This window comes from Vibrio sp. CAU 1672 (assembly GCF_029223195.1).
Taxonomy (GTDB): Bacteria; Pseudomonadota; Gammaproteobacteria; order Enterobacterales; family Vibrionaceae; genus Vibrio.
This window is the reverse complement of sequence record NZ_JARHUF010000002.1, coordinates 377,880-396,383: the sequence shown is the minus strand read 5'-3', so window position 1 is coordinate 396,383 and position 18,504 is coordinate 377,880. Positions and strand designations below refer to the sequence as shown.

The following is an 18,504-nucleotide window of genomic DNA, read 5'->3' as shown; positions in this document are numbered from 1 at the left end:
GAAAGGGGACGGAACACCTTTCCGCTAATACCACTATCATCAGCTGAACCGTTAGCCATTTTGCATGCCATTGACCATCAGACTTATCATGACCAATCCAATCGCCTCAAATGCGCTGTTGGATTGGTCATTTTTAATGCCCGCTCTGAAATAATCTCTGCTTCATGCGACAAAACACCGTATGCAACACTCCCGCCTAAAGCGCGGCTAATTTGCTAGCAACTGTCACCCTTTGGGGTTAAACGATAACCGCTTTGCTGCGTATACCGTGACATACCACACAGACGCTATTAATAAATTAATCAACAACTAAAACATTAACGAAATCTTAACCACATGGTGGAAAAGCCGCACTGATAAACCATACTTTTATCAAGTCTATGCCCTCTTCTGGACAACGTTCACTTTTGTGCGGGATGCCAAATTATGGTTAAAACTCTCTTTCACCAAGCACTGGCAGACAATGCCAACCTGCAAACCGATCCACACAAAGCAACATCTGCCCCTCCGCCAGTCATGGGACTGAGCGACGGCGGCCTTAACATCGGTTTCGAAGCGTTAGACCGCCACCTGAACCAGCCCGGTCAGGATAAACTGGCGCTGCGCTGGATCAGCAAAGAAAACCAAACTGTTGATTTTACGTATCACGAGCTCAGCCAACAAACCAACCGCTTTGCCGACCTGTTATCGAAACTCGGTTTACCAAGGGGAAGCCGGGTGTTCAGCCTCGCCGGACGCCGGCCTGAACTCTATATTGCTGCACTCGGCACGTTAAAGGCAGGTTGTGTGTTTACCCCGCTGTTTTCCGCTTTCGGCCCGGAGCCCATCCGCTCGCGTATGGAAATTGGTTCGGCTAACCTGGTGATCACCACCCGCAGTCTGTACCGGAAAAAACTCAAAAGCTGGTGGCAGGAACTGCCGCATCTCAAGGCAGTATTGCTGATTGACGGTAATCCGGATAACGAACCCGGCTGCTATGATTACAGTACTCTGATGGCGGATACCAACCCGGAATATCACAGTGAGCCAACCCAGGCCGAAGACATGGCGCTGCTGCATTTTACCAGCGGCACCACCGGCAAACCCAAAGGGGTGATCCATGTTCATCAGGCGGTTGAGCACCATATCCACTCCGCGTATTACGCGCTGGATCTCAAACCTGATGACATCTATTGGTGTACCGCCGATCCCGGCTGGGTGACCGGGACGACCTACGGCATCATTGCCCCGCTCTGTCTTGGGGTCACCATGATCATCGATGAAGCCGAGTTTGATGCCGAGCGTTGGTATCAGATTCTGCAGGATCAGCAGGTGACGGTCTGGTACACCGCGCCAACCGCGATCCGGATGCTGATGAAAGTCGGTGATGCCCTGCCCAAGCAGTTTAACTTGTCACAATTACGCTTTATGGCCAGTGTCGGTGAGCCGCTCAACCCAGAGGCAGTTGAGTGGGGCGAGCAGGTGTTTGGTATGCCGTTTCATGACAACTGGTGGCAAACCGAAACCGGCGGGATCATGATTGCCAACGTCCCAAGCTTACCGGTCAAGCCCGGTTCAATGGGTAAGCCCCTGCCCGGCATTGTAGCCGATATCATCAACCCGGATGATAACGGCACGCTACAGGTAGAGACACAACCGATGCAAGTTGGCGAGCTGGCACTGAAAATCGGCTGGCCGTCGATGTTCCGCGGTTACCTGAATCAACACGAAAAATACCAGTCCTGTTTCAGTGACGAGTGGTATCTCAGTGGCGATCTGGCGATGAAAGATGAAGATGGTTACTTCTGGTTCGTCGGGCGCAAAGATGACCTGATCAAATCTTCCGGCCACCTGATCGGTCCTTTCGAAGTTGAAAGTGTGCTGATGGAACACCCTGCCGTCGCCGAGGCCGGTGTTATCGGCGTACCCGACCCGGTCGCCGGGCAAATCGTCAAAGCCTTTGTGGCGCTTAAGCCCGATATAACCGGCGATGAAGCGCTGCAACAATCCCTGCTCGGCCTGGCCCGCAAACGTCTCGGTGCCGCTGTTGCACCAAAAGAAATCGTCTTTCGCCACAACTTACCCAAAACCCGCAGCGGTAAAATCATGCGTCGCTTGCTCAAAGCAAGGGAGCTGGGTCTGCCGGAAGGGGATATTTCGACCTTGGAGAGCGATGAACAATGAATAAAAGACTCCACATCAACCGTCAGCACTTACTCGATCAACTGGAACAGATGCTACGCATACGCCGTTTTGAGGAAAAGTGTGCCGAGCTTTACGCACTGGAAAAAATCCGCGGCTTTCTCCACCTGTATATCGGTGAAGAAGCGATTGCGGTCGGGGTAATGTCTGCGCTCAATGAAGAAGACCAGATCGTCGCGACCTATCGCGAACACGGTCATGCGCTCGCCCGGGGAATGAGTATGGGCAGCGTGATGGCCGAAATGTACGGCCGCACCAACGGCTGCAGCCGTGGCCGGGGTGGCTCAATGCACCTGTTCGATAAAAACCTGCGTTTCTATGGTGGTAACGCGATTGTCGGTGGCGGTCTGCCGTTAGCCACCGGCCTGGCGTTGGCGAACAAAAAAATGCAACGCGATGCGATTGCGGTATGTTTTTTTGGTGAAGGTGCCGTCGCCGAAGGGGAATTCCACGAAAGCCTCAATCTTGCGGCGCTGTGGCAACTGCCGGTGCTTTTCATCTGTGAAAACAACCGCTACGCGATGGGAACATCCCTCGCCCTGTCTGAATCCGAAACCAACATTGCCAGCAAAGCGCGCAGCTATGGCATTGAGACGGCGCGGATCGACGGCATGAACGTGGTGAATGTCGAAGCGGCGGCCTCTACCGCGGTCGATTACATCCGTAATCAACAGCGCCCCTATTTTATTGAATGCCAGACTTACCGTTTTCGTGGCCACTCGAGCTTTGACAGCCAGCTGTACCGGGACAAAGCTGAGGTCGCCGAATGGGAGGAAAAAGGCCCGGTCAAACAACTGATCCAGTGGCTGCAAAAAAACAGCCATTTCCAGGATCAGGAGCTGTCCGCAATCGAAGCGAAGGTCGCCCAGGAAATTCATGATGCGATCACCTTCGCCGAAGCCGGGGAATGGGAACCGGTCGAGCAGCTGACCCGCTTTGTACAAAGCCCTCTATCCGCTCCACCGCCAACGCCGTTGGTTTCTAGCCAGATCCCAACCACAATTACCTACCGGGAAGCGCTGCGAGCCGGTATTAAAGATGCGCTGGACAACGATTCGCGCACCTTCCTGATGGGAGAAGATGTCGGACGCTACGGCGGCTGCTATGCGGTGAGTAAGGGGCTGCTCGATCAGTTTGGTACCAAGCGAATCATCGATACGCCATTGTGTGAGTCAGGTTTTGTCGGGGTGGGAATTGGCGCCGCACTCGGCGGGATGAGACCAATTATCGAGGTGATGACGGTCAATTTTAGCCTGCTGGCGATGGATCAGATCATCAATACCGCCGCCACCCTGCTGCACATGTCGGGCGGGCAGTTTAATGTCCCGGTAGTGATCCGCATGGCGTGTGGTGCCGGTAAGCAACTTGCCGCCCAGCACTCTCACAGCTGGGAGAATTTTTACGCCCATGTTCCGGGGCTGAAAGTCTTGAGCCCGGCAACCCAGAACGACGCCCGCTATATGTTGAACCAGGCACTGGCAGACCCCGATCCGGTGCTGATTTTTGAACATGTGATGCTACTCAATGAAGACGGTGCGGTGGGGGATAATCCCGATGCACCCATGGACCAGGCTCTGGTACGCCGCCGCGGCAGCGACATCAGCCTGGTCACATACGGGGGCAGCCTTGGCAAGGCCCTTGAGGCGGCAAAACAGTTAGAAGAGCATGGCATTGATGCCGAAGTGATTGACCTGCGTTCGCTCAGGCCACTCGACACCGAGACAATCATCGCCAGCGTCACCAAAACCCATCGCGCGGTGATCATTGACGAGGGCTGGTATACCGGCAGCCTGGCCGGAGAAATCAGTGCAATCATTATGGAACAAGCCTTCTGGCAACTGGATGCGCCGGTCGCCCGGGTATGTACCGAGGAAGTGCCCATCCCCTACCCGCACCACCTTGAACAAGCTGCCATTCCCCAGGTCGACAGCATTGTGCAGATGGCAAAAGCCACAATGATGTCCCCCGACTGGCAGGCTGAGGGAGGAGGAACCACTGATGGCAAATAACAAGCAAGATGACTCCCTGGTGGATATCACCATGCCGGCACTCGGTGCAGACATGCGCGATGGTACGTTGATTGAGTGGCAAGTAAAGCCAGGCGACCGGGTCGACAAAGGCGACGTCATAGCCGTGATCGAAACCAGTAAAGGTGCCATCGATATGGAATCTTACCATCAGGGAACGATCACTGAACTTCTGGTCCAGCCGGAGATCAAACTGGCCGTAGGCAGTGTGATGGCGCGGATGGAGACCGACATGCCCGTTACCGCCGTGGCTAATGACGCCCCTTCGCTCACAGTCCCGGCAGATAACGTTACGCCACTGGTGTCTGCGTCAGATGAAGCGCTTCCCCCTTACATTCCACCCAAAGCGGCAAGAACACCAGTGGCATCTTCCACATCGGATACAGCGCCCCCTGCCGGCGCTGAGACACTGAGCCAGGATACGGCCGGCTGGTTTGCCACCAGTCAACCTTTTCCCAACCAGCCTTTTACCCACCAGCAACGACGTTACGTGTCACCACTGGCGCGGAAAACCGCCTACTTAGCGGGAATTGATCTCTCCGGCCTGACCGGCAGCGGACCGCACGGTGCAATTGTCATGCGCGACCTGCCGACGGGCACAGGCGCGCCAACTCCGCAGCCGAGCGAACCCGTCCCCGCTCGCAGCCAAGAACAGGAGGCACCCTCCCCGATGCGCCAGGCCATCAGTGATGCCATGAGCCTCTCCAAAAAAGAGATCCCCCACTATTACCTGGCATTGGACATTAATCTGACCAAAGTCCAGGCCTGGCTGGCAGAACAGAACCAGCAGCGCGAGCCGGAGCAGCGGCTGCTGCTTCCCGCGGTTATCCTCAGCGCCATCGCCCGTCAACTGGTTCGTTTTCCGCAGCTGAACGGGTTTTACCGTGACGGCCGCTTCGTCGCTGCCTCACAGGTCAATATCGGCAATACCATCAGCCTGCGCGAAGGCGGGCTGGTCATCCCGGCCATTCTTGACGCCGACCAGTTAACCGTCAACCAAACCATGGACGCACTGCGGGATCTGGCTGAACGCAGCCGTCGTGGACGGCTACGCAGCTCAGAGGTCAGCCAAAGCACCATCACCGTAACCAGCATAGGCGAACGCGGTGCCGACAGCATTACCGGCGTGATCTACCCCCCACAGGTAGCGATCATCGGACTGGGCCGCCAACGCAAAGCTCCGATAATCAGAGATAACCAGCTTGAAATTGGCGACATCATGACGGTAACGCTCGCCGCCGATCATCGCGTAAGTGACGGCGTCACGGGTGCGCGTTTTTTACAGGCACTGGCTAAGCAACTTCAACATCCGGAGGCTTTATGAACACCATCAATATCCCAACCACCATCGCCGACGCGATCAAACACATCGCACCAGAAATAGAGATGGATGAGATTGATCTGGATGAAGACCTGCGCGAAGAGTGCGATCTCGACTCAATGGACTTCCTTAACCTGCTTGCGTCACTGAAAAAAAGTACCGGAGTCAGTATCCCCGAAAGCGACTACACCCAAGTGCGCAGTTACAACCAGCTAAAAACTTATTTACAGGAACGATGCCAGTAAACGCACCATTCTCACGGCAATGACAAGCAATAAAACGTTAAAATCAGAATAAAGGATGCCGACTATGTCTACAGATACCGCACCAGTATTGATTTACCGCTACCGAGAGCTACATGCCAAAGACGTCAGCCTGGTTGGCGGTAAGAACGCCAGCTTAGGCGAGATGCTCAGCCAGCTCAGTGAGACTGGTATCCGGGTTCCGGACGGGTTCGCCACCAGTGCCCAACTGTTTCGCGACTACCTCGAGCAAAACAACCTCAACGGCCCGATCAACGGATGGTTAAATCAGATGAACAGCGGCGAGATAAGTCTTGCCGAGGCCGGACGGCAAATCCGGGCATCCATCAGCCAGGCAGAGTTTACTGAACACCAGGCGCGCACCATCCTGGATGCCTACCATGAGTTAAGCGCGCAAATCGGGGAACCAAACGCCTCAGTCGCGGTGCGAAGCTCTGCTACAGCAGAAGACTTACCCGAGGCCAGCTTCGCCGGTCAGCAGGAGAGCTACCTCAATATCAGCGGCGACCAGCAGGTACTTGAGGCCTGCAAACAGTGTTTTGCCTCACTGTACACCGATCGCGCCATCGTTTACCGTCAGGAACAAGGGTTTGAACACCAGCAAGTCGCGCTTTCTGTCGGAGTACAACAGATGATCGAATCACAGTGCGCAGGGGTGATGTTCAGCCTAGATACGGAAAATGGCTTTCCGGACGTGGTGATGATCAATGGCAGCTGGGGGCTGGGTGAAACCATTGTTAAAGGTTCCGTTACCCCGGACCGCTTCATGGTCTACAAACCCTTACTTGAACAATCCGGTAAGCGGCCGATCATTGAAAAACAGCTCGGTAACAAACTGGAAAAAATGCTGTTCAATCAACCGGGAAATACTGACCAGCCGACCATTACCCTGCCGACCAGTGCCGAGGAGCGCCAGCAACTGGTACTCAGTGATGAGGAAGTCCTGCTGCTGAGTCGCTGGGCGGTCATCATTGAACGTCACTATGGCTGCGCGATGGATATGGAATGGGCCAAAGACAGTCACAGCCAGCAACTGTATATGGTTCAGGCAAGGCCAGAGACCGTCGAATCCTACAAAGACAGCGCCGTGCTGGTCAATTACCAGCTGGAAAAAACTTCGGCAGCGGTGCTGCTCGAAGGCGCCAGTGTCGGCGGTGCGGTCGCAATTGGTGAAACATACACGGTCTTATCGCCTGACGATATCGATGCGTTTCCTGACGGGGCAATTCTGGTCACTGAGCGTACCGACCCGGACTGGGTACCGCTGATGCGCAAAGCGGCCGGGATCATCACCGACTCCGGCGGGCCGACCAGCCACGCCGCCATTGTCAGCCGAGAACTGAAAGTGCCCGCGATTGTCGGCACCGAACACGCCACGCAGACTCTTTCCTCCGGCCAAATCGTCACCCTCAGCTGTGCCAAAGGCGCGACCGGGCAGGTGTACGACGGAGTTGTCAACTACACCACGCAGGAAATCGACCTCAAAGCGCTGCCGCCGACCGAGACCAAAATCATGATCAACGCAGCCATGCCGGACGGCATTTTCCACTGGTGGCGCCTGCCGACAGCCGGGATTGGCCTGACCCGGATTGAGTTTATTATTTCCAGCCAGATTGGCCTGCACCCGATGGCGCTGCTACACCCGGAGCAGATCAGCGATCCCGGTGTCGAGCAGGCAATCCGCGCACGCTGTAAAGGCTTTGCCACTCTGGCAGACTTTTTTGTCGATAATCTGGCACTAGGCGTCAGCAAAATTGCTGCCAGCCAATACCCGAGACCGGTAATTGTCCGCATGTCCGATTTTAAATCGAATGAATACCGTGGCCTGCTCGGGGGCGAGTTCTTTGAGTTGCATGAAGAGAACCCGATGCTGGGATTACGCGGTGCTTCGCGCTACTACCACCCCCGCTACCGTGAAGCGTTCCAGCTTGAATGTAAGGCGATCGCCAAAGCCAGAGAAGAGATGGGCTTTGACAATATCATCGTCATGATCCCGTTTTGCCGCACCGTCAGTGAGGCCGATAAAGTGCTGGAAGTTATGGCACAAGCCGGACTCAAACGGGGTGACAAAGGGCTGGAAGTCTATGTGATGTGCGAGATCCCGTCGAATGTCATTCTGGCCGACCGCTTTGCCGAACGCTTCGATGGTTTTTCGATCGGCAGTAATGACTTAACTCAGCTGGTGTTGGGGATTGACCGCGATTCGGCCGAACTCAAACCAATGTTTGACGCCCGGGATGATGCGGTGAAAAGCCTGATTGAACAAGTTATCAGGGTTGCCCACAGCAAAGGCTGTAAAGTAGGCATTTGCGGCCAGGCTCCGTCGGATCACCCGGAATTTGCCGAGTTTCTCGTGGCATATGGCATTGACTCAATTTCACTCAACCCAGACTCGTTTGCCAAAGGCTGCCAGGTGGTGGCTAAGGCAGAGCAGGCCCTCGGCAAAAACCGCAAACCTTAACCTTTAACGCACACCTAACCAGCCACTATGCGAGGTGTGCGCCCACATCGGCCCAGCGAAACGTTGGGCCCTGGGTGCAAACGTACTGGTTTTTCAGATAACAGTGGCCACACAACCCCACCGCGCAGTGCATCCGGCGCTCGACAGACAGGTAAATATCTTTTGCGTCGATACCATAGGCGACCAGGTACTCACTCACCGCACACATCATTGCCTCCGGCCCGGCGAGCAGGACGCGATCCGGCTGCTCGCCAAACGAGTGCAGCACTTTAGGCAAAATGCCTGTAGCCGTACCGAGATAGTAATCCTGCTCATCCAGCCCGCTGGCATCTTCAACCACATTAAACATCGGGATACAGTGCTGCCAATGGTCTCGCTCCGGGGTAAGCAGCAAATTCTGCTTATTACGCGCGGCATACACCACTTCCAGCTGAGAAAAATTCTGTTGTTCAATAAGCTGTTCAATAATGCTGACCAACGGTGCCATCCCGCACCCGCCGCCTATGATCAGGATTTTTTGGTCAGTGAGCTCGCTGGCCTGCCACCCCTTACCCATCGGACCACGTGCGCCAAGGATATCCCCGACTTGTTTATCAAACAGGGCCTGGGTTACGTCCCCCATTTTTCTCACCAGCACGCGAAAGTTGCCCTGAGCATCCGGTAAGCCGGTAAACGTAAACGGCGCTTCCCCAACGCCCGGTACACACAGCATGAAAAACTGGCCACTGTAGGCTTGGCGCCACTTCGCGGCAGGGCTGAGGAGGCGGAACTGATAATGACGGGTGTTTTCACCATCTTGATAAAAATCGACAATTTCGATACTTTCCGGGGTTAGGCTAAACATCATCGGCAATCCTTTTCATCAGTGAATGCACTCCAATGACGCCGGGACAGGTCTGTTCACAACGACCACAACCGACGCAACCATAACGGCCAAACTCAGCGATAAAATCATCACTGAACTTGTGGTACCAAAACCGCTCAACACGTTTGCCGGCCTGTTTCGCCGGGTTATGAAAACTCGCCTCGCGTTGAAATCCTTCATACAGGCAAGAATCCCAGAAGCGCACTTGCGTGGTGGTCTTTCCGTCAGCGGAGGCCTGAGGAGCAGAAGAGCTCGAACGGGTACCAAAGCAGGAGCAGGTCGGGCAAAGTATGGTACAACCCGAGCACCCCAGACACTGGAACCCGACCTTGTGCCAGAACTCATCCGGAATATCACCCCGTATGATCTTGCTGATACCATCGCGCAGGTACTGGTCGTCGGGAAATGCCTGCTCACAATGGCTGATGTTCTCCCAGCGCAGGCTCAGTTCGTGGGGAGTAGCGGGTTGCAGTTCCAGCCCCTGCAGCGACGCCCTGCCTGACTCAGACAGCACCACCAACAACCAGTGCTGCTCATCGAGCGGATGCAGTACCAGATCCGCACTATAGTCACGTACACTCGGACCGGCATCCACAGTGGGGCAGAATCCATGCGCACAGGGCGTGGTGCAATCGAGCCCAATCAATAACGCTTGCGAACGACGCGCCTGATAGTAAGGATCTTGTTCAAAAAACTGATCCTGATAGTAAATCGCCATCAGATCACAGCTCTGAACCCCAAACAGGACAAACGGCTCAACCGTGGGCAGCGTCTCTTTAAAAAACTGGCCATCAAACACATACAGCGGCTCCTGATCGGCAAAAAAGAACGCTTTAGCTGAATGAGTGGGCTGATGCTCAACCAGCGGCGGCAGGTTATTCTCTTCAACCTGTTGCCAATGGTAGTCCCCCTGACCTTTGTCTTCTTGCGCCACCACCTGATAAAGCGTGCGCTGCTGCATCAGGTGAGCTCTGAGTGTATCAAGTGAGTCTAACAGGTAAGTCTTATGCATGTTATTGTTCTCCCTGTCGTTGCCATTCGGCACGCGGCGCCTGGCCAGCCGGCAATGGTTCAACCGCAACCGCACACGCTTTCAGTTCCGGCATTTTGGTAACCGGATCTTGCGCCGTATTGGTTAACTGATTAGATGGCGCCTCTTTGAAGTGATACGGCATACTCACCACCCCCGGCGGCACGTCATCCGTGATCATCGCCCTGGTTTCAACATACCCGCGCCGCGAGCGCACCGCCACCGGCGCATACAGTGACAAACCCAGGCTACGCGCATCTTGCGGACTAATAAACAAAATACCCGGCGGGGTCTCTCGCTCCAGCAGCGGAGATTTTCGGGTCATTGAGCCACAGCCATAGTGAAAATGCAGACGGTTGGTAGTGAGCACAAGTGGGAACTGTTCATCCACCGGCTCAGCAATCGGGACATAGTGCACCGGCGTTAAGCGCGCGCGGCCAATCGGAAAACGCCCCTGGTGCAACACCGCCGTCCCCTCTGGCGCATCGTCGTTACAAGGCCATTGCAGACCATGCTGGTGCGCCAGTTTCACATAATTCATTCCGCAGTAAGATGGCGTCAGCGAAGCCATTTCATCAAACACCTCTTCACTGCTGTGCCAGCTTAATCCGTTGTGTCCCATTCTTTCCGCCAGGGCTTTTAACCATTGCCAGTCTCCCATCGACTCACCGATAGGTGGCATTGCCGGGCGGATCAATTGCACACGCCGTTCACAATTGGTAAATGTACCGGCTTTTTCGGCAAACGACGCAGCCGGTAGAACATAGTCGGCCAGTTTTGCAGTTTCGGTCATGGTCAGCTCAGCCACAACAAACAAGTCCAGAGCTTTGTAGGCTTCACGTACATGATTCTGATCAGGATCGGTGACCACCGGATCTTCACCAAACAGCAGTTGGGCACGGAACTGCCCGTCTCGTGCCGCTTTGGTCATGCCAAGTGAGGTTAAGCCTGGCTTATCCGCCACTTCACAACCCCAGGCGGCGGAAAAATGCAGCTGGACATCCGGATCATCCGCCGCTTGGTAACCCGGATACACATTTGGCAGACAGCCCATATCACAGGCACCCTGCACGTTATTCTGCCCCCGCAGCGGATTAATCCCGCAGCCGGCTTTACCGACATGACCACACACCAGAGCCAAATCGGCCAATGCCATTACACCGGAAGTACCGCTGACAAACTGGGTGATCCCCATGCCATATAAAATCATTGCCCGCTCTGCCCGGCTGTAGCACTCTGCAGCCTGACGAATCAACATCGCGTCCACCCCGGTAATCGCCTCAACCGATTCCGGAGTAATGGTTTCAACGCCTTTTGCCAGCGCATCAAAACCATCACAGCGCTCGTCAATAAATGCTTCATCGTGCCAGTGGTTACTCAGTATGGTGTGGATCATGGCATTGATCAGCGCAATATTGGTACCCGGAGTCAACTGCAGATGGATATCTGCCAGTTTGGCCAGCCGGGTCACGCGCGGATCGATCACAATCAGTGTGGCACCGTCCAGTTTGGCGCGGATGATCTGCCCGCCGAGCACGCTGTGATTCTCGGTAGGGTCTGCACCAATAACCACGATAACCTCGGTTTCAAACAGGTCTTTAGTACTGTTGGTCATTGCCCCCGAACCCAGCACCTGTTTCAGCCCCGCGACCGTCGGGCTGTGGCAGATACGTGCACAGTGATCGATATTGTTGGTGCCAACCACCGCACGGGCAAATTTTTGCGCTGCATAGTTGTCCTCATTGGTCGCCCGGGCGCTGCTGATCACACCGATAGCGTCAGGGCCTGACTCACCGATAATATCCTTGAGCGTCGCACTTATCTCGTCCAGAGCCACATCCCAGCTTATGGGGACAAACTGGTCGCGAACCCGCTTAAGCGGCTGAGTAATCCGGTTCTCGGGGGAAATGGCATACACACTGTTCCACCCCTTTTCGCAAAGCTGGCCCTTACTGACCGGATGGTCATACTCAGGGCTGAGACCGCAGACCCGGCCCTGCTGATCGGTAGAAAGCAGCATCCCGCAGCCGACCCCGCAAAACGGACAGACGGTTTTCACTGGTGGAGAATGGAGAGTAGACCGGGCGGGATTGGCACGTATTCTGGCTGCATTTCTCCTCTTTGCTGAGGACGGTTGTGACGACTTCGTTTTGTTTGATCGCATCGCTATCACCTTGCCACTTGAGCCTGGCTAAATTATAGCAGCCAGCTCAAGTCTTTTCCCTGCCAGTAAATTCAGTCACGTTTAACCGGTTGGGCGCGCAAATAGATGACATGATAAACCAGGCCGACAAACACACTGCCACCGACAAGATTCCCTAAAATTACCGGAAACAGATTGCTTACCAACCCCCACATGCCCACAGAGCCAGCGACCTCTACCGTGCCTGAACTCTGCAACATCATGCCAAGGGGGATAAAATACATATTGGCAATACTGTGCTCAAAACCGGCCGCCACAAAAGCCGAAATAGGAAACACGATCGCAACGGCCTTATCAATTACACTGCGGCCGGCCAGCGCCATCCAAACGGCCATACAGACCAAGATGTTACACAGCACACCACGGAAAAACGCCGTCCAGAACGGCATATCACATTTCGCTACCGCGATCTTGGCGTAAGTGGCAGCTATTGTGCCCTGATTCATCTCCGGATGGCCGGAAAGAAAAACCAGCGTAGCCACCCCAACCGCACCAACCAAGTTAGCCAGGCACACCACGACCCAGTTTTTCAGCAGTTCCAGCGTCGTGATTTTTTTGTCAGCCCAGGCCATCGCCAGTAAATTGTTACCGGTAAACAGCTCTGCTCCGGCGACGATCACCAGGATTAATCCCAGGGAAAAAGTGACACCGCCCAGGACTTGCTGGGTGGCGAACCCCAGTGACGCATCAGATTTGACAATGGTGAAATACAACCCCCCAAGGCCAATAAACGCCCCGGCTAATACCCCGAGCATCACCATCGACAGCAGCGGCAAGCGCGCTTTGGTTACGCCGATTGAGTCAACCTTCTCGGCAATTTGCCTGGGTGAAAAGGCATCAAAACCATAGATATCAGCCATGCGAACCTCCGGGCATTCTCATCACACAACACTGAGTTGAATGTGTTGCTGCTAATGAGCGCAGCATTGATGCAACCAAAGCTTGCCCACTTTGCAAAACAACTGACCTTTCTTGGGTTAAACTTAGTTCATATCGTATAATTATCAATAAATAATCATATTCTCCAGCGCCCCGCAGCAGGAGGCTTTCTCATGGATGAAGTACCTCATGTCTGGCATCATAAATCGGTTGAAGAGACGTTTGCTTCACTCTCTTCTCAACCCGATGGCCTGAGCGAACAGGAAGCGTCGCACCGCCTGAAAATGTTCGGAGCCAACCGCCTGCCAACCGCCCGGGGCAGAAGCGTGCTCCAACGTTTACTCGGCCAGTTTCACGATGTACTTATCCACGTACTGCTGCTGGTCATGGTCGTCACCGCTGCGATTGGCCATTGGGTCGATGCCGGGGTTATCGCCGGCGTGGTGGTGATCAATGCGATCATTGGCTTCATCCAGGAAGGCCGGGCGGAGAATGCCCTCAGCGCCATCCAGGCTATGCTTGCCCCTACCGCACTGGTACTGCGCGGCGGCCATCAGGTCACCATTAATGCCGACCAACTGGTGGTTGGTGATGTGGTGATCCTGCAATCAGGCGATCGCGTTCCTGCGGATCTGCGCTTATTTCGTACTTATGGTTTCCAGGTTGCGGAAGCGGTACTGACCGGTGAATCGGTTGCGATTGAGAAAACCTCTGCACCGGTCAGTGCCGACAGTGAATTAGCCGATCGACGCTGTATGGCCTATTCCGGCACGCTGATCACTCACGGGCAAGGTACGGGAGTCGTCGTCGCCACAGGCCTCAATACCGAACTGGGAAAAATCAGCTCTCTGGTTTCTCGGGTTGAACCAGCCACTACCCCGTTGCTCAAACAGATGGCACAGTTTGGCCGTTGGCTGACCGTCGCAATCTTGCTTATTACTTCCGTGACGTTTGCTTTTGGCCTGATCGTTCGCGGTTATCCGCTCACCGATATGTTTCTCGCCGCCGCCAGCCTTGCGGTGGCGGCCATCCCAGAGGGCTTGCCAGCGATCATGACTATCACGCTCGCCATCGGGGTAGAGAGAATGGCAAAACGCAATGCGATCATTCGCCGCCTTCCGGCAGTAGAAACCCTGGGCGCGGTAACGGTGATCTGTACCGATAAAACCGGCACACTGACCCGCAATGAGATGACGGTAAAAAAAATCGTTACTACCGCTCATCAATATGAGCTCAGCGGAACCGGCTACGATCCCCATGGCGGGGTAACGATAAACCAACAGGCTACCTTCCCCGAGCAACAACCGTTACTCATGGATGCGATACGTGCCGCCGTACTTTGCAATGATGCCGCACTAAACCACCGTGATACTCAATGGCAGATAGAAGGCGATCCAATGGAAGGTGCGCTGCTGGTTGCAGGGATCAAAACCGGCTTTGACGCAGAGACGGAAAACAAGCGCTTCCCCAGAACGGATCTGATCCCGTTTGAGTCCGAACACCGCTTTATGGCCAGCCTGCACCACAGCCATGAAGGAAAAGCGTTCATCTTTCTCAAGGGGGCTCCAGAAAGAGTGCTTGAGATGTGTAGCAGCCAAAACAGCGGTGAAGGCATCACTCCGCTGGATCGTAACTACTGGCAACAACAAATCACCACCATGGCTCAAAACGGGATGCGGGTATTGGCCATGGCCTACCGACCAACCCAGGGCGACCAGCTGGAACTGACCTTTAATGATGTCAGGGACAATCTGATCCTGCTTGGACTGTTTGGCTTTATCGATCCTCCCCGAGAAGAGGCGATTAAAGCGGTCGAAGAATGCAACGCGGCCGGGATACGCGTCAAAATGATGACTGGCGATCATGCCCTGACCGCCCAGGCCATCGCGCAGCAGTTAGGACTGGTAAACACCCGAGACACCCTTAGCGGACAGCAGCTTGACACGCTCAGCGATCAGGAGCTGTTCGCCATTGCGCCGGAGGTAGACATCTACGCCCGGGTCAGCCCGGAGCATAAAATGCGTCTGGTCAACACACTACAAAGACACAACCAGATCGTGGCGATGACGGGAGATGGGGTCAATGATGCACCAGCGCTCAAGCGCTCGGATATCGGCACGGCAATGGGCATCAATGGGACCGAGGCGGCGAAGGAAGCGGCGGTAATGGTGCTGGCGGATGATAATTTCGCATCAATTACGGCCGCCGTCGAAGAAGGCCGGGCAGTTTACGATAACCTGAAAAAGGCCATCCTGTTTATCCTGCCGACCAACGGTGGCGAGGCGTTAATCATTCTGGCCGCGGTTATATTTGGTTTTCCCCAACTGCCGCTGACGCCGGTACAGATTTTATGGGTCAACATGATCACCGCAGTTACGTTAGCGCTATCGCTGGCTTTCGAGCCCAAAGAACCCGATCTGATGCAGCGACGCCCCCGTCCACCCGGCTCCCCATTACTCACCGGGCACCTTATCTGGCGGATTATTTTTGTCTCGCTGATCCTCGTAACCGGCACGCTGGGGATGTTTATCTGGGAAATGGGCCAGGAAGACAACATCACCAAAGCGCGGACCATCGCCGTTAATACGCTGGTGATGTTCGAAGTGTTTTATCTGTTTAACTCGCGGTTTATTCTCGGCTCGGTGTTTTGCCGCCAGGGTCTGACCGGTAACCGCTATGTATTGATTGCGATCGCTGTACTGGCGGTGTTTCAGGCCAGCTTTACCTACCTGCCGATCATGCAGCAGCTGTTTGGCACCTGTGCGCTTGAAGCCGAAGTGTGGTTCAAAATATGCTTGGTGGCTTCTTCCGTGCTGTTTTTAGTTGAACTGGAGAAGCATTACCTGCGCAAAAACGGCGCTTAGGCAGACAGCACGCTCGTATACCCATTTTAAACCTTAAAGAGAGGTTTGATTATTACTGGCTAAATCCCTAAATGATCATACCCACCTGCCATCCCCTCCTGATGTAACTACCACTCTGCTGTTTGTCCCTGCGACGACCATGAGTTTCTACTTCGTTGTAGCGTACATCGCCTTCTGTTTTGGCAGCGCTATCACGGCTTACGCTTCACTGGTAGGTGATTTCGCTGGCTATCTCACTAACTATCCAATCACCTGATAACCAACAACCCAAATTTACTACTAAGCTGTTGGCCGTTAACTGAGTCCATTGGAAATAGTCACATTCTGTTAAAGAGTAATAGTAACCACAAAGGTCCGAGGGAACACCGGACCTTTGTTATGTTTGTCTGGCACGATTTCGTCATCAGCCCGCCAGCTGATAGTCCCTGCGCTGAAGCGCATGCCGGCAATAATTGATGCCCAACTGATCCAGCTCAGTCAAATGGTTGTTCAGTTTAGACAGAAAATGATCCCACTGACGCGATTCAGACCATGCGACTTCTGCGGCGGCAAACAAGCGCGGATAAAGCAGGTAGTCGAGGGTTTGCTCATCGCTGGCAGTTTCACACCACAACGCCGCCTGAACCCCCAGCACTTGGCCCCGTTTGGCCAAAGGTACACTGGTCAACGGATCGTAGTGATAGACTTTCTCAAGAGGCAGTACCCCCGCCCAGTCCAGTCCCGGCTCATCGACACAGTGGCTTTGAACCATATCGAGATAAAGCGCCTGACCTGGTTGCAGCACAACATCATGACCTTTGGCGATGCATTCCAGCGCTGCTTGCTCGCTTTGCCAGGAAAACACCACGGTCTCCGTGCTGACCTTGTCACCATGAACCACTTCTTCCCAACCCAGCATCCGGCGGCCTTTGCTAGCCAAATGGTGCTCAACAAAACGCAGTAAATGGCCCTGAAGCTCTTTGGGTTCCGTGTACCCGAACTGTGCCATAAGCCGCTGGCAGCCCGGGCTTTCGCGCCATACGCCTTCCGGCACTTCGTCGGCGCCAATATGGACATACTGGACCGGAAACAGTTCGCAGACCTCATCAAGCACCGTACGTAAAAAGGTATACGTTCCTTCAAGTGCTGGTGACAGCACATTGTCGTTAAAATGCTGAACACTAATATAGTCAGATTTATCCTCAGTATCCCACAGCAGCTCTGGCAGGGCTTGGATTGCCGCGCGTGAATGACCGGGGATATCGATTTCCGGGATCACCATGACACCACGGGCAGCAGCATAAGCAACAATATCCCGGATATCCTGCTGCGAATAGTAACCACCATAGCGCTCCGTTATATGGCTATATTGGGCCGGCAACCGCTCATCGGGTCCGCGCCAGGCACCGACTTCCGTTAATGCCGGGAAGGCCTTGATTTCAATCCGCCAGCCTTCATCATCCGTCAAATGCCAGTGGAACACGTTGTACTTGAGGCGTGCCAGCTTATTGATGATCTGCTTGACCTTACTCACCGGGTGAAAGTGGCGGACACAGTCCAGCATCATCCCGCGATAACCAAACCGGGGCTCATCCTGGATCTCAACGCAAGGCAACGGGAATGCTTCACCGCTCTCTGCTTGTAATGGGATTAACTGAAGCAAACTGGCCACTGCTGAATAAAAGCCCTGCTCGTCGCTGGCCTGGAGCAAAATATTCTCAGCGTTGACGATCAGGCGATAAGCACCTTCATCAAGCTGGCTGTCCAGCAGGAAATCAATCATCCCGCTGCACATTGTGCCACTGCCGGACAAAAGCGTCAGCTGATGGCGCTCCTTCAGCTCATCGGTTAACCATTGTGACGCCCCCTCGGCAAACGGCACGCCACAAAGAATGTCACACTGGCGGTCTAAGCGAAACGTTCCCGGAAGATGCGTTAATTGTGCCGGTTGCGGAATGATCGCAATCTCAGCCGTTTTTTGCGGCATTGGACCAATGGCCAAATCACGAAGCGGCAGATGTTTACCCAGCTGCAGGGGACGCACGTCGATATCATGCATGCCTTGCTCGGTCACAACCGCCGCCGCAGTGATGCCGTAACCCTGCAGGGTAATGTGAGGAAGGGTAATCTCAAACTCGGTATAGAATTGTTCTCCGGGCGCAAGCACCTTTTCCGGCTCAGGGGGAGTAAGCCGGCAATGACTACCGATCTGTTTGAGATTACCACTTGTTAGTGAACTGGCTGCGATACGACGGAGGCAGCAAAACTCCATATGCCAGTTATCAAATATTTGGTCACTCTGGTTGCTCAGGGTCAGCGCCAGATGGCTGCCGGTCTCGCCATGGGCGACCAGGTGAAGCTCTAAATGTAGATGCATTCCACTGTCTTTTTTAATCATAATCTGGATTTAAAGCAGAGGGGAAGACGAATG

11 protein-coding genes are annotated in these 18,504 nt (G+C 54.4%); 6 read left to right on the top strand and 5 right to left on the bottom strand.

Annotated features, from left to right (window positions below):
* The first annotated feature begins 426 nt into the window (after positions 1-426).
* From acsA to ppsA, 5 genes are all read left to right on the top strand, one after another.
* Positions 427-2,163: an acetate--CoA ligase gene (gene acsA / locus P2G85_RS03945; protein WP_275862813.1), complete on the top strand. Its 1,737-nt coding sequence runs from the start codon at positions 427-429 to the stop codon at positions 2,161-2,163.
* A complete protein-coding gene (gene pdhA / locus P2G85_RS03940) occupies positions 2,160-4,190 on the top strand; it encodes a pyruvate dehydrogenase (acetyl-transferring) E1 component subunit alpha (RefSeq protein WP_275862812.1) in 2,031 nt (676 codons plus the stop codon). Before acsA ends, pdhA begins: the two co-directional genes overlap by 4 nt.
* Positions 4,180-5,532 carry a dihydrolipoamide acetyltransferase family protein gene (locus tag P2G85_RS03935; protein WP_275862811.1) on the top strand — a complete coding sequence of 451 codons (1,353 nt, stop codon included), beginning with the start codon at positions 4,180-4,182 and terminating at the stop codon, positions 5,530-5,532. Before pdhA ends, P2G85_RS03935 begins: the two co-directional genes overlap by 11 nt.
* Positions 5,529-5,774, top strand: coding sequence for an acyl carrier protein (locus P2G85_RS03930; RefSeq protein WP_275862810.1), 246 nt, complete (start codon positions 5,529-5,531; stop codon positions 5,772-5,774). Before P2G85_RS03935 ends, P2G85_RS03930 begins: the two co-directional genes overlap by 4 nt.
* 64 nt (positions 5,775-5,838) lie before the next feature.
* Entirely contained in the window at positions 5,839-8,253 is a 2,415-nt protein-coding gene (gene ppsA, locus P2G85_RS03925) for a phosphoenolpyruvate synthase (protein ID WP_275862809.1), read from the top strand.
* A 25-nt stretch (positions 8,254-8,278) separates the two neighbouring features.
* Here the strand turns inward: ppsA and P2G85_RS03920 are convergent, their stop codons facing one another.
* The 4 genes from P2G85_RS03920 to P2G85_RS03905 form a co-directional block, all read right to left on the bottom strand.
* Positions 8,279-9,100, bottom strand: coding sequence for an FAD-binding oxidoreductase (locus P2G85_RS03920; RefSeq protein ID WP_275862808.1), 822 nt, complete (start codon positions 9,098-9,100; stop codon positions 8,279-8,281).
* Entirely contained in the window at positions 9,090-10,130 is a 1,041-nt protein-coding gene (locus tag P2G85_RS03915) for a 4Fe-4S dicluster domain-containing protein (protein ID WP_275862807.1), read from the bottom strand. Before P2G85_RS03915 ends, P2G85_RS03920 begins: the two co-directional genes overlap by 11 nt.
* A gap of 1 nt (position 10,131) precedes the next feature.
* Positions 10,132-12,207, bottom strand: coding sequence for a formate dehydrogenase subunit alpha (gene fdhF / locus P2G85_RS03910; protein ID WP_275862833.1), 2,076 nt, complete (start codon positions 12,205-12,207; stop codon positions 10,132-10,134).
* A gap of 176 nt (positions 12,208-12,383) precedes the next feature.
* Positions 12,384-13,211 (bottom strand): formate/nitrite transporter family protein, encoded by an 828-nt coding sequence (locus P2G85_RS03905; protein ID WP_275862806.1) that lies wholly within the window; start codon positions 13,209-13,211, stop codon positions 12,384-12,386.
* 192 nt (positions 13,212-13,403) lie between these two features.
* Here P2G85_RS03905 and P2G85_RS03900 point away from each other — a divergent pair, with 192 nt between their 5' ends.
* Positions 13,404-16,094 (top strand): cation-transporting P-type ATPase, encoded by a 2,691-nt coding sequence (locus P2G85_RS03900; RefSeq protein WP_275862805.1) that lies wholly within the window; start codon positions 13,404-13,406, stop codon positions 16,092-16,094.
* A 403-nt stretch (positions 16,095-16,497) separates the two neighbouring features.
* Here the strand turns inward: P2G85_RS03900 and P2G85_RS03895 are convergent, their stop codons facing one another.
* Positions 16,498-18,450, bottom strand: a complete 1,953-nt coding sequence (locus P2G85_RS03895; RefSeq protein WP_275862804.1) for a beta-N-acetylhexosaminidase — start codon at positions 18,448-18,450, stop codon at positions 16,498-16,500.
* Between the last annotated feature and the right edge of the window lie 54 nt (positions 18,451-18,504).